This is a genomic window from Pseudomonas sp. St290, assembly GCF_018325805.1.
Lineage (GTDB): Bacteria > Pseudomonadota > Gammaproteobacteria > Pseudomonadales > Pseudomonadaceae > Aquipseudomonas > Aquipseudomonas bijieensis.
Genome location: NZ_AP014703.1, coordinates 148,897 through 161,473, shown reverse-complemented (window position 1 = coordinate 161,473; position 12,577 = coordinate 148,897). Strand labels below are relative to the sequence as shown.

The 12,577-nt window shown below is 60.8% G+C and carries 11 protein-coding genes; 8 read left to right on the top strand and 3 right to left on the bottom strand.

What is annotated here, in order from left to right:
• Window positions 1–475: 475 nt before the first annotated feature.
• From PBDP_RS00670 to PBDP_RS00655, 4 genes are all read left to right on the top strand, one after another.
• Entirely contained in the window at window positions 476–1,927 is a 1,452-nt protein-coding gene (locus PBDP_RS00670) for an alanine/glycine:cation symporter family protein (protein WP_109752946.1), read from the top strand.
• A 135-nt stretch (window positions 1,928–2,062) separates the two neighbouring features.
• Window positions 2,063–3,067 carry an asparaginase gene (locus tag PBDP_RS00665; RefSeq protein ID WP_109752945.1) on the top strand — a complete coding sequence of 335 codons (1,005 nt, stop codon included), beginning with the start codon at window positions 2,063–2,065 and terminating at the stop codon, window positions 3,065–3,067.
• An 85-nt stretch (window positions 3,068–3,152) separates the two neighbouring features.
• On the top strand, window positions 3,153–4,145 hold the full coding sequence (locus tag PBDP_RS00660; RefSeq protein ID WP_109752944.1) for an AraC family transcriptional regulator: 993 nt from the start codon (window positions 3,153–3,155) through the stop codon (window positions 4,143–4,145).
• A gap of 122 nt (window positions 4,146–4,267) precedes the next feature.
• Entirely contained in the window at window positions 4,268–4,726 is a 459-nt protein-coding gene (locus PBDP_RS00655) for an REP-associated tyrosine transposase (RefSeq protein WP_163855895.1), read from the top strand.
• Window positions 4,727–4,856: 130 nt separating this feature from the next.
• Here PBDP_RS00655 and PBDP_RS00650 read toward each other — a convergent pair whose 3' ends face one another.
• Window positions 4,857–5,507: an HAD family hydrolase gene (locus tag PBDP_RS00650; protein WP_109752943.1), complete on the bottom strand. Its 651-nt coding sequence runs from the start codon at window positions 5,505–5,507 to the stop codon at window positions 4,857–4,859.
• Between the two features lie 26 nt (window positions 5,508–5,533).
• Window positions 5,534–6,079, bottom strand: a complete 546-nt coding sequence (locus PBDP_RS00645; protein ID WP_109752942.1) for a gamma carbonic anhydrase family protein — start codon at window positions 6,077–6,079, stop codon at window positions 5,534–5,536.
• Between the two features lie 72 nt (window positions 6,080–6,151).
• Between PBDP_RS00645 and prlC the strand changes: the two genes are divergently transcribed.
• From prlC to PBDP_RS00630, 3 genes are all read left to right on the top strand, one after another.
• Window positions 6,152–8,230 (top strand): oligopeptidase A, encoded by a 2,079-nt coding sequence (prlC, locus tag PBDP_RS00640; RefSeq protein WP_212801691.1) that lies wholly within the window; start codon window positions 6,152–6,154, stop codon window positions 8,228–8,230.
• Window positions 8,227–8,505 (top strand): YheV family putative zinc ribbon protein, encoded by a 279-nt coding sequence (locus tag PBDP_RS00635; RefSeq protein WP_212801690.1) that lies wholly within the window; start codon window positions 8,227–8,229, stop codon window positions 8,503–8,505. The genes prlC and PBDP_RS00635 overlap by 4 nt, the downstream gene beginning before the upstream one ends.
• A gap of 138 nt (window positions 8,506–8,643) precedes the next feature.
• A complete protein-coding gene (locus tag PBDP_RS00630; protein ID WP_249411831.1) occupies window positions 8,644–10,608 on the top strand; it encodes a M3 family metallopeptidase in 1,965 nt (654 codons plus the stop codon).
• A gap of 4 nt (window positions 10,609–10,612) precedes the next feature.
• Here the strand turns inward: PBDP_RS00630 and PBDP_RS00625 are convergent, their stop codons facing one another.
• Entirely contained in the window at window positions 10,613–11,293 is a 681-nt protein-coding gene (locus PBDP_RS00625; RefSeq protein WP_212801689.1) for a phosphatase domain-containing protein, read from the bottom strand.
• A gap of 182 nt (window positions 11,294–11,475) precedes the next feature.
• Between PBDP_RS00625 and PBDP_RS00620 the strand changes: the two genes are divergently transcribed.
• Window positions 11,476–12,534 carry a PA0069 family radical SAM protein gene (locus tag PBDP_RS00620; protein ID WP_163855908.1) on the top strand — a complete coding sequence of 353 codons (1,059 nt, stop codon included), beginning with the start codon at window positions 11,476–11,478 and terminating at the stop codon, window positions 12,532–12,534.
• Window positions 12,535–12,577: the final 43 nt, after the last annotated feature.

Genomic DNA, 12,577 nt, shown 5'->3' with positions numbered 1-12,577 from the left:
TCACCAGGTCGAGGGACTAGACACCTCTCACCTTTTGAGGGCTTGGGGAATATTCCCCAAGCCCTTTTTTTAATTGATAGCAGCCAAGGATGACCGAACCTGTGGGAAGGAACCTGCTCGTGATAAACGACGACGCGCTGCCCGTTGTAAACCGCGTCGCCAGCCAACACGAGCAAGCTCGCCCCCACAAGAACCTGACCGAAAGGCCAGGTGTTTCAAAGGATCCGTTTCGTCGGACGCACCACAACTGTGCAGACGGGCACCGCACTGATAGGTATAGTGCCGCCCCTCTTCGCATGAGCGGTCGTCGGCAGCGAGACCCTTAAACATGCGAAAACCGAACTAATAACAAACCCGCAAAAAATGGACCGGGACGCAACATCGCCCTCACCTGTCGTGCCGCGCGCCGACCGATGTAACGCAATGTTTCCAAATGGCCAGCATTTGCTTAAACAAAAAACAGCGAGGAATACTCATGCTCGAAGTCATCAACGACTTCCTTTCAGGGAAAGTGCTGATCGTGCTCATTGTCGGGCTCGGTGGCTACTTCACGATCCGCTCGCGTTTCGTACAGTTCCGTCATTTCTTTCACATGTTCACGGTCTTCCGTGACAGTCTGAAAAGCAGCACCGACCAGCTCAGCTCCTTCCAGGCCCTGATGCTCAGCCTCGCTGGCCGTGTCGGCGCGGGCAACATTGCCGGTGTCGGCATCGCCGTGACCCTTGGCGGTCCGGGCGCAGTCTTCTGGATGTGGGTGACCGCTCTGGTCGGCATGTCCAGCAGCTTCTTCGAATGCTCCCTCGGCCAGCTCTACAAGCGCTGCGACTCCGAAGGCCAGTACCGTGGCGGCCCGTCCTACTACATCCAGCACGGCCTGCAGAAGCGCTGGCTGGGCATGATCATGGCGTTCCTGCTGCTGGTCACCTTCGGCTTCGCTTTCAACGGCCTGCAAGCCCACGCGGTCACCCACTCGCTGAACAACGCCTTCGGCTTCGACACCACCTACACCGGCCTGGGCCTGGCGGTGCTGCTGGGCCTGGTGTTCATCGGTGGGATCAAGCGTATCGCCAAGGTTGCCGACCTGCTGGTACCGGTCAAGACCCTGGCATACATCGCCGTGACCATTTACGTGATCGTGCTGCAGTTCGACCACGTACCGGCCATGCTGGCGACCATCGTCAAGAGCGCCTTCGGCCTCGACCAGGCCTTTGGCGGCCTGATCGGCAGTGCCATCGTCATGGGCGTCAAGCGTGGCGTGTTCGCCAACGAAGCCGGCCTGGGCAGTGCGCCTAACGTGGCCGCCGTAGCCTCCGTCGAGCACCCGGTTGCCCAGGGCGTGGTACAGGCGTTCAGCGTGTTCCTCGACACCTTCGTGATCTGCACCTGCACCGCGCTGCTGATCCTGCTGTCGGGCTTCTACACCCCAGGCTTCGAAGGCGACGGCATTGCCCTGACCCAGAACTCCCTGGCAGCCGTAGTCGGTGACTGGGGCCGGATGTTCATCTCCGTGGCCCTGGCGCTGTTCGTCTTCACCTCGATCCTCTACAACTACTACCTGGGCGAAAACAACCTGCGCTTCATGCTGGGTGAAAACCGCAAGGCCCTGATCGTCTACCGCGCGCTGGTCCTGGTCCTGATTTTCTGGGGCGCCATCGAAAACCTCAGCACCGTGTTCGCCTTCGCCGACATCACCATGACCCTGCTGGCGTTCGTGAACCTGATCGCGCTGTTCCTGCTGTTCAAGGTCGGCATGCGCATCCTGCGCGACTACGATGACCAGCGTTCGGCCGGTATCAAGACGCCAGTCTTCGACTCCAGCAAGTTCCCGGATCTGGACCTGGACCGCAAGGCTTGGCCTGCGACCCCCTCGACGCCGGTTACCAAGCCTGACGCCGCTGTTGCTGGCGTGACCGCAGCGCAACGCTGATCGGTAACAAGCTGTTTGGAAAAAACCGGGCGCATCCCCTGCGCCCGGCGTGACACAGCATAAGGTCGGCGTCATGCTCGACCTTATGTTGTGGCGGCTAACCCAAGCTGCCGTTTTCGTCCTCGGAGAACAACCATGAATTCCACCACCTACCCCGCCGCCCAGCACGTCATGGTGCTCTACACCGGCGGTACCATAGGCATGCAGGCCAGCGCCCACGGCCTGGCCCCGGCATCCGGTTTCGAAGCGCGGATGCGTGATTACCTGCACAGCCAACCCGAACTCGTCGTGCCGCAATGGCGCTTCCGGGAAATGTCGCCGCTGATCGACAGCGCCAACATGACCCCGGCCTACTGGCAGCAACTGCGCGAAGCAGTGGTCGATGCCGTGGACGTGCAGGGCTGCGACAGCGTACTGATCCTGCATGGCACCGACACCCTGGCCTACAGCGCAGCGGCGATGAGCTTCCAACTGCTGGGCCTGCATGCGCGGGTCTGCTTCACCGGTTCCATGTTGCCCGCCGGCGTGACCGACAGCGACGCCTGGGAAAACCTCAGCGGCGCACTGGTCGCGCTCGGCCATGGCCTGGCGCCGGGCGTGCACCTGTACTTCCACGGCGAACTGCTGGCACCGACCCGTTGCGCGAAAGTGCGCAGCTTCGGTCGTCACCCGTTCAAGCGCCTGGAGCGCCAGGGCGGCGGCGCCAAGGCATCCTCCCTGCCGGTGCAGTTGAATTACGACCAGCCCAAGCAATTGGCGAACATCGCGGCGCTGCCACTGTTTCCCGGCATCAGCGCGCAGATCCTCGATGGCCTGCTGGGTAGTGGCATCCAGGGTCTGGTGCTGGAGTGCTATGGCAGCGGTACCGGGCCGAGCGACAACCCGGCCTTCCTCGCCAGCCTCGAGCGAGCGCGGGACAACGGCGTGGTGGTGGTGGCGGTGACCCAATGCCATGAAGGTGGCGTCGAGCTGGACGTGTACGAGGCTGGCAGTCGCTTGCGTGGCGTTGGCGTACTCTCCGGCGGCGGCATGACTCGCGAGGCTGCGCTTGGCAAGTTGCAGGCGTTGATTGGCGCGGGCTTGCCGGTAGACGAAGTTCGGCGGCTGGTGGAGCTGGACCTGTGTGGCGAGCTGAGCTGACACCCACAGGGCCCGCTCAAGCCTTGCAATCTTCGCCCGGCATATAACTTGCTCCGTTTCCAGCTTCCCCAGGCTGGAAACGGACATGCTTCATTCTCACCTCACCACCCTGAACGCCGTCTCACTGGTACTCAGCACCTTTAAAAGCGAAGGGCTGTCCAGTGATGCGTTGCTGGCCGGCAGCGGCATCAGCGCGGCGGACCTGAGCCGGGCCGACACGCGCATCACCACCAACCAGGAGATGCAGGTCTGCGCCAACGCCGTGGCCCTCAAGCGCGACATCGGCCTGGAACTGGGCCTGCGCATGCACGTTTCGTCCTACGGCATGCTCGGCTACGCCCTGCTCACCAGTGCCACCTTAGGTGACGCCTTGCGCCTGGCGCTGCGCTATCCGGCGCTATTGGGAACACTCTTCGACCTGAACCTGGACGATGACGGCGACTGCATATGGTTCAGCGCCAGCGATTATCGGGAAAACCCGGCCCTGGCGGTGTTCAATGCCGAGTTCTGCATGGTTTCGCTGAATATCATCTGCAACGACCTGCTCGGCCACACGCTGCCATTGCGCGCAGCACGCTTCGAACATCCGGCACCCGATTACCAGGCGCGTTACGCAGCGCTATTCGATTGCCCAGTGCGCTTTGACAGCGTCGATAATGCTTTCGCTTTCGAGCGACACTGGCTCGACCAACCCTTGCCCCTGGCCGACCCCATCACCCATCACGCCATGGCCGAACGCTGCCGCCGGCAGAACACCGAGTTCACCGGCCGCCAGGCCTGGCTGGGGCGGATTCGCCAGCTGCTCGCCGCCCAACTGGACGCCGCTCCCGGACTGGAAGGCCTGGCCGAACAAATGAACTGCTCGGCGCGCACCTTACGCCGGCACCTCAAGGATCTGGGTTGCAGCTACCAGGAACTGCTGGACGAACTGCGCTTCGAACGGGCCAAGCAGATGCTCTGCGAGGACCAGTTGCCGATCCATCGCATCGCCGAACGCCTGGGCTTCAGCGAAACCGCCAGTTTTCGCCATGCCTTCGTGCGCTGGAGCGGGGTAGCGCCAAGCCAGTTCCGGTCCTGATGTGGGAGCAAGGCTTGCCCGCGATGGCGTCAAACCAGACACATCCTGCTCCAACATTCCAAGCCGGATCTACTCCTGCTGTCCTAGCCTTGAACTAAAGGACAGATTAAGGATGATCACTTGTGACCACACGGCCTCATTCCCAACAGTTACGTTCCGGACGTTATTCGCAGTCTGGGCAAATCTATTTATTGACAGTGAATACGCGCGACCGCGAGCCGTTTTTTGGTCGCTTCGAGACAGGACGCTTGGTGGTTGATGCCTTTCGGAAGGCTCAGGAAGAGCAATTTGCCCATTCGTTGGCCTGGGTGGTGATGCCGGACCATTTTCACTGGCTGATCGAATTGCAGGAGATAGGACTCTCCAAACTGATTGCGCGAACAAAATCTCGGGCCACAGTTACCTTCAATCGATTGATGCAGCGGGAAGGATCGCTTTGGCAGGATGGGTTCCATGACCGGGCCATTCGCAAGGAGGAGGATTTGCAAACGGTCGCTCGATACATCGTGGCGAACCCGTTGCGGGCCGGTTTGGTTACGAAAATCGGGGACTATCCATTGTGGGACGCGATATGGGTTTGACTCGATTCAAGCTGTGTCCATGACGGCCCATCGCGGGCAAGCCTTGCTCCCACAGGCAGGGTGCATGCCGCCCTCAGGCATTCCAGGTACTGCTCTGTGGGAGCAAGGCTTGCCCGCGATTGCAATATGACTAACCCCGCAAAAACGCCTGATGCAGCTCGTCCACCGTCTGGAAGTGATACGCCGGGCGCTCGGCGCTGAGTTCTTCATGGCTACCAAACCCATACCCCACCGCTGCCGCATCCAGCCCATTGCTGTGGGCGCCGATCAGGTCGTGTTTGCGGTCGCCGATCATCAGGGTGCTGGCCGGGTCGAGGCTTTCTTCGGCCAGCAGGTGGGCAATCAGTTCGACCTTGTTTGTGCGGGTGCCGTCCAGTTCGCTGCCGTAGATCACCTTGAAGTGCCGGGCGAAGTCGAAATGACGGGCGATTTCCCGGGCGAAGACCCAGGGCTTGGAAGTGGCGATGTACAGTTGCCGACCCTGGCCGCCCAGGGTTTCCAGCAGGGGCATCACACCGTCGAAGACACGGTTCTCATAAAGGCCGGTGACCTTGAATCGCTCACGATAGAAATTCACCGCCTCCCAGGCCTTCGCTTCGTCGAAGTCATAGAACTGCATGAAGGCCTGCAACAGCGGCGGGCCGATGAAGTGCTCGAGGCGGGTCAGGTCGGGTTCGTCGATGCCCAGTTTGCTCAAGGCGAACTGGATCGAACGGGTGATGCCCTCGCGGGGATCGGTAAGGGTGCCATCGAGGTCGAAGAGTACGGTTTGGTAATGCATGAACATTCCTGGGAGTGGCGGGCGATTCAGACCTGGTCGTAGCCTTCGGCCAAGTGCAGATCCTTGAGCTTCACGTAGTTCGCCGCGCTGTAAGTGAAAAAAGCGCGCTCCTTGTCAGTCAGTGGCCGGGCCTGTTTCACCGGGCTGCCCACATACAAGAAGCCGCTTTCCAGGTGCTTGCCCGGCGGTACGAGGCTGCCGGCACCGATGATCACATCATCTTCGACCACCGCGCCGTCCATGACGATGCTGCCCATGCCGATCAGGATCCGACTGCCTACGGTGCAGCCATGGAGCATGACTTTGTGGGCGATGGTCACGTCGTCGCCGATCAACAGCGGGAAGCCATCGGGATTGAAGGGACCGGCATGGGTGATGTGCAGCACGCAACCATCCTGGACGCTGGTACGCGCACCGATACGGATGCGGTGCATGTCACCGCGAATCACCGTCAGCGGCCAGACGGAGCTGTCTTCGCCGATTTCGACGTCGCCGATCACCACCGCGGTGCTGTCGACAAAAGCGCCACGGGCTAGCCGCGGGCTGTGGTTCTGGTACGTACGAAGGGTCACGATAGGCTCTCTCTTATCCAGTGATAGGCGCTGCTAGCTGCGGTGAACGTCGATTGTAATTAAGATGGGCCCATGTTTCTTCCAGCCAAGGTGTCGACCGTGAGCGTGAACAACCCTCTTTTACAGCCCTATGACCTGCCGCCATTCTCGGCGATCCGTGCCGAGCACGTGCAACCGGCCATCGAGCAGATCCTGGCTGACAACCGTGCCGCCATCGCCGAACTCCTCAGGACCCAAGTCCAGCAGCCTACCTGGGCCGGCCTGGTATTGGCGATGGACGAGCTCAATGATCGCCTGGGCGCCGCCTGGAGCCCGGTCAGTCATTTGAACGCCGTGCGCAACAGCCCTGAACTGCGCGAGGCCTACGAGGCCTGCCTGCCGGCGCTGAGTGCCTACTCCACGGAACTGGGCCAGAACCGCGAACTGTTCCAGGCTTTCGAAGCCTTGGCCAACAGCCCCGAAGCCGCTGGTTTCGACGTGGCGCAGAAAACCATCCTGGAACACTCCCTGCGCGACTTCCGCCTGTCGGGCATCGACCTGCCGCCCGAGCAGCAGAAGCGTTACGCCGAAGTGCAAAGCAAACTCTCCGAGCTGGGCAGCCGCTTCTCCAACCAACTGCTGGACGCGACCCAGGCCTGGACCAAGCACGTCACCGATGAAGTCGCCCTCGCCGGCCTGACCGATTCGGCCAAGGCGCAAATGGCCGCGGCTGCCCAGGCCAAGGAACTGGACGGCTGGCTGATCAACCTGGAATTCCCCAGCTATTACGCGGTGATGACCTACGCCGAAGACCGCGCCCTGCGTGAAGAAGTCTACGCGGCGTACTGCACCCGCGCTTCCGACCAGGGCCCGAATGCCGGTCAGAACGATAACGGCCCGGTGATGGAACAGATCCTCGACCTGCGTCAGGAACTGGCCCAACTGCTCGGTTTCGCCAACTTCGCCGAGTTGAGCCTGGCGACCAAGATGGCCGAATCCAGCGATCAGGTCCTCAGCTTCCTGCGTGACCTGGCCAAGCGCAGCAAGCCGTTCGCCGCCCTGGACCTGGAGCAGCTCAAAGCCTTCGCCGCCGAACAGGGCTGCCCCGACCTGCAAAGCTGGGACAGCGGTTTCTACGGTGAAAAACTGCGCCAGCAGCGTTACAGCGTGGCCCAGGAAGCCCTGCGCGCCTACTTCCCGATCGACAAAGTGCTGAGCGGCCTGTTTGCCATCGTGCAACGCCTGTACGGCATCGAAATCGCCGAACTGAAAGGTTTCGACACTTGGCATCCGGATGTGCGCCTGTTCGAAATCAAGGAGAACGGCCAGCATGTCGGCCGCTTCTTCTTCGACCTCTACGCCCGCGCCAACAAGCGTGGCGGCGCCTGGATGGACGGCGCCCGCGACCGTCGCCGTACGATCGAGGGTGTACTGCAAAGCCCTGTGGCGAACCTGGTGTGCAACTTCACCCCGGCCGACAGCGGCAAGCCGGCGCTGCTGACCCACGACGAAGTCACCACCCTGTTCCACGAGTTCGGCCATGGCCTGCACCACCTGCTGACTCGCGTCGAGCACGCTGGCGTGTCCGGCATCAACGGCGTGGCCTGGGATGCCGTGGAACTGCCAAGCCAGTTCATGGAGAACTGGTGCTGGGAGCCTGAAGGCCTGGCGCTGATTTCCGGCCACTACGAAACCGGCGAACCGCTGCCCCAGGACCTGCTGGAAAAAATGCTCGCGGCGAAAAACTTCCAGTCCGGCCTGATGATGGTCCGCCAACTGGAGTTCTCGCTGTTCGACTTCGAGCTGCACGCCACCCACGGCGACGGACGCAGCGTGCTGCAAGTGCTCGAAGGCGTGCGCGACGAGGTGTCGGTCATGCGTCCGCCGGCCTATAACCGCTTCCCCAACAGCTTTGCGCACATTTTCGCCGGCGGGTATGCGGCGGGCTACTACAGCTACAAATGGGCGGAAGTACTGTCAGCGGACGCGTTCTCCAAGTTCGAAGAGGACGGCGTGCTCAACGCTGCCACCGGTCGTGCCTTCCGCGAAGCCATCCTGGCCCGTGGCGGTTCCCAGGAGCCCATGGTGCTGTTCGTCGACTTCCGTGGCCGTGAGCCGTCGATTGACGCACTCTTGCGCCATAGCGGCCTGACCGAGGACGCGGCAGCATGAGCGAGGGGCCTGTGATTACCAAGAGACGCTTTATCGCCGGGGCGGTCTGCCCGGCCTGCAGCGAGCCGGACAAGCTGATGATGTGGAACGAAGACGGCGTACCGCACCGTGAATGCGTGGCCTGCGGTTACTCCGACACACTCAACGAGCAAGGCCTGTCGGTGCCCAAGGAATTGGGCACCCGGGTCAACACCTCGGCGCTTAAAGTGCCGGATGCCAAGATCCAGGCGGTGCAGTTTTTCCCCAACCCCAAGTTGAAGAAAAAAACCGACTGAATTATCCGGCAGCACTTCCGGGCCCACGGGCCCGGAAGCGGTACATATATATCGCCCTGCGCCACACCTTCCTGAGCAGACTGTTCATCCAGTCCAGACCACGGAAGGCGCCTTATGCCCAATGACAATAATCCGCTGTTGCAGGCCTATGACCTGCCCCCTTTTTCGCGGATTCAAGCCGAACACTTTTCCCCGGCCCTCGATCGGATCCTCACTGAGAGCCGCGATCAAGTGGCCGCCATCATCGAGACTCAAACACCGTTTCCCACGTGGGACGATCTGGTGTTGGCCATGGATGAAATCCATGCCCGATTGAAAGGGTTCGACTACCTACTGAACCGTCTGACCTCAACCAGGACCGGTGATACTTGGACACAGGCTTCGCTCGACTGCAGCGAGCGGTTGCAGGATTTCCAGAGATCGTTGAAGCAAAATTCTCAACTGTTTCAACTCTACCAACGCCTGGCAGACAGCCCGATAGCCCAGCATTTCACTGTAGCGAGAAAAAGAACGCTGAAAAAAATCCTCCGGCAATTTCGCCTGGAGGGGTTGGCATCTACCTCACAGGCGGACTTGAACGACCTGAAATTGCGTATCCGAGGCGCCCGGAGCCTGTTCCTGGAGCACTTGCACGAGGCCAATAGAGCCTGGAGCAAAACGTTTGACGATGAAGCTCAACTGAGCGGCCTCCCGTCGTCTTTCAAACAAGACATGGCCGAGCGGGCACGCAAGGCTGGGCGCAAGGGATGGTTACTGACGCTCAATGAGCACTCGTTTCGCGTCGTCAGCCGTTACGCTGACAATCAACTTTTGCGCAAGCAAATGTATGTTGCCTACAGCACACGGGCGTCGGATCAAGGGCCCCATGCCGGTCAGTTCGATAACGGCGAAGTACTTTCGCAGTTGCTTAGGGACTGTCACCAGTACGCGACCTTACTGGGTTATTCAAATTACGCTCAAATGGTGCTCGAGGCGGAACAAGCCGAGTCGCCTGAACAGGTTCTGACGTTCCTGCAAGGGCAGCTCGAACACCAGCAAAGCGTGTTTATCCGGGACGCCGAGCAGCTGGAGACCTTTGCCGCGCAGCAAGGTTTCAGCGAGTTGCAGCCTTGGAATTATCAGTACCTGGCGCAAAAGCTTCGTCAGCAAACGGCCGGCGTTTCAGAGCAGACCGTCAGCGCCTGGTTTACGCTGGAGTCCACGTTTTCGCAGCTGTTACTGATCGCAAAGGAGCTGTTCGGCGTGGACATCGTCGAGCGTCGGGAGGTGGCTACCTGGCATGCGCAGGTGCGTCTTTTCGAAGTCCGCGAGCGGGACGAGACCATCGGCTATGTGTATTTCGATCCGTTCGAGGATGCGAATCAGGAGGGTTTCCCCCACACCACCGCCATGCGAAACCGCCGCATCACCGCCGAGGGCCGGCCTCGGCACCCTATCGCCGTTTTGCATGGCTGGCTGCCGCGTGGTTCAGGTGCAAGCGCTGTATTGCTGGATCATCGGCAACTGCGAATCCTTTTTCATGAGTTCGGCCATTGCCTGCACCATGTATTGACCCGGGCTGAATATCGCGACGTTTCGGGTATCTCGGAGCTTTCCCGGGATACGGCCGAATTTGCCGGGGTATTGTTCGAGCAATGGTGCTTTACCAAGCAATGCCTGATCCGTATATCGAAGCATCACCAAACCGGGGCGCCCCTGCCGGACAAAGTCGCCGACCAGTTGCTGCTTTATCTCAATACCCAGACCAGTTGGGAGATTGCCGGGTTCTTGCGCGATGCGTTATTCGACATGGAACTGCACTGCAGCCATGGCGATGGACAAAGTGCCCAACAAATATTCGATCGAATCAATACACAGGTAGGGCATTTGCCCGTGTTCATGAACGAACGCTGGCCCAATGGCCTGGACTATTTAGTGACCGGCTATGCAGCCGGGATCTACGCCTATGCCTGGTCCAGGGCAATGGCCAAGATCGTGTTCCAGAGATTCAAGCGCGCTGGGCTGTTCAATCCGCAAACCGGGCGGGCGTTGCGCGAAACGATTTTCGGGCCGGGCGATTCGCGACCGTTGTCAGAATCGATCCAGGCGTTCTTGGACACGTGACCGATCAGCGCTCGGGAAGCGCAGCCTGAGGGTCAGGGTGATGGGTCGTGGTGGTCGAGTTGACCCAACTTTCCAGGGAGCAAAGGGCAAAGACGCTGGTGCTGCAATCGCCGTTTGCCAACGCCGTGCGGAGTTTGTCGACATCGGCCTGCATCATGTAGCGCACTCCGTCCTTGAAATGATGGCTGTCACCGAAGCCACCTTCGGTCATTTCGTTCAAGGCATCCTCTTTACTCCAGCCCTGCACCACCACCCGGTACATGGCGGCCACCAGCCCGGTGCGGTCCGAGCCGTGCTTGCAGTGCATCAGCACCGGCCCCTTGGCTTCGGCCGCCTGGACGGCGCGCAAGGCCCTGAGTATGTCGCTGTCATCGACGTGATTGGTGCGATAGGGCAATTGCACTTGCTCGATGCCGGGGGTGGACAGCCAGCGCTTGTCCGACTCCGGCAGGAAAGTGATGACCGTGCCGATCCTGAGCTTCGTCAGCAAAGGCAGCGCTCCGCCGTCCGGCAGGGAGCTGCGGTAGAGCGTCGGTGACATCTGGTAGAGGTTGTAGTCCTTTTCCACCGGTTGCGCCCATTCCGCGGGCCTCGCCTCAGTGGAATCAGCCGCTTGGGCGGAAGTTTCGGCCAACCCGATGAGCAAGGCCAGGCAGAGCAGTGAACGGGAACAGAGCTTGAGCATGCACGAACGACCGAAAACGAAGGAATACGAGATGATCAGTTTCGGCTCGCTGCGGTTAAAAGCCTGTGAGGAGAACGTCAAAGTGTTGTGAACGATGATCCGGTATTTGGACTGCTGAATGGCACTGGCCTTAATCGCATACAGCGAATACTGTATGCACATACAGCTATCGGAGCATTCCCATGCCAGCCTCCCTTCCACCTCGCGGCCGCGGCACCGCGACCAACCCGCACAACCGCTTCGCCCCGAGTCGCTCGGTGGCTGAAGATGACGGTTGGCACCAGGAAGTCCCGCCAACCCAGGGCACCGAAGTGCGCATCGAAATGGCGAAGACCATCATTACCCGCAACACCTCGTCCGATATTCCCTTCGACCGCTCGATCAACCCGTACCGCGGCTGCGAACACGGCTGCATCTACTGCTATGCGCGGCCCAGCCACGCCTATTGGGACATGTCGCCGGGGCTGGATTTCGAAACCAAGCTGATCGCCAAGACCAATGCCGCCGACGTGCTGGAAGAGCAATTGTCCCGGCGCGGCTATCAATGCGCGCCGATCGCACTGGGTTCCAACACCGATCCCTATCAGCCTATCGAGCGCGAACAACGGATCACCCGGCGGATTCTCGAAGTGCTGCTGCGTTATCGGCATCCGGTGACCATCGTCACCAAGGGGTCGTTGATCCTGCGCGACCTGGACCTGCTGACCGAGCTGGCGCAACAACGCCTGGTGCACGTGATGATCAGCCTCACCACCCTGGACGATGAACTCAAGCGCATTCTCGAACCCCGCGCGGCGGCACCCAAGGCACGGCTGCGGGCGATCAAGGTCATGCGCGAGGCGGGTATTGCCGTGGGGGTGCTGTGTGCACCGATGATCCCGATGATCAATGACAGCGAGATCGAAAGCCTGCTGGCCGAAGCCCACGCCGCCGGCGCCCAGAATGCCGCCTACGTCATGCTACGCCTGCCGCTGGAAGTCGCGCCGCTGTTCGAGGAGTGGTTGCAGGCGCACTACCCGCAACGCGCCGCCCACGTGCTGAGCCTGGTTCGCCAGAGTCGCGGCGGTGAACTGTATGACAGCCGCTTCGGTGCGCGGATGCGCGGCGAGGGCCCGTTCGCCGACCTGCTGGCCCAGCGTTTCGCCAAGGCACTCAAGCGCTTGGGGCTTGAGCGCCGCGAGGGATACACTCTTGATTGCGATGCCTTCTGTCCGCCCGGCCGACAGATGTCTTTGATTTGATTAAAGTTGACCTTGGAAAGGCCACTGGACATGAACTGCGCCA

Coding starts and splice junctions, on each gene's coding strand:
- PBDP_RS00670 (WP_109752946.1), top strand. CDS start 476: ATGCTCGAAGTCATCAACGACTTCCTTTCAGGGAAAGTGCTGATCGTG.
- PBDP_RS00665 (WP_109752945.1), top strand. CDS start 2,063: ATGAATTCCACCACCTACCCCGCCGCCCAGCACGTCATGGTGCTCTAC.
- PBDP_RS00660 (WP_109752944.1), top strand. CDS start 3,153: ATGCTTCATTCTCACCTCACCACCCTGAACGCCGTCTCACTGGTACTC.
- PBDP_RS00650 (WP_109752943.1), bottom strand. CDS start 5,507: ATGCATTACCAAACCGTACTCTTCGACCTCGATGGCACCCTTACCGAT.
- prlC (WP_212801691.1), top strand. CDS start 6,152: ATGTTTCTTCCAGCCAAGGTGTCGACCGTGAGCGTGAACAACCCTCTT.
- PBDP_RS00635 (WP_212801690.1), top strand. CDS start 8,227: ATGAGCGAGGGGCCTGTGATTACCAAGAGACGCTTTATCGCCGGGGCG.
- PBDP_RS00625 (WP_212801689.1), bottom strand. CDS start 11,293: ATGCTCAAGCTCTGTTCCCGTTCACTGCTCTGCCTGGCCTTGCTCATC.
- PBDP_RS00620 (WP_163855908.1), top strand. CDS start 11,476: ATGCCAGCCTCCCTTCCACCTCGCGGCCGCGGCACCGCGACCAACCCG.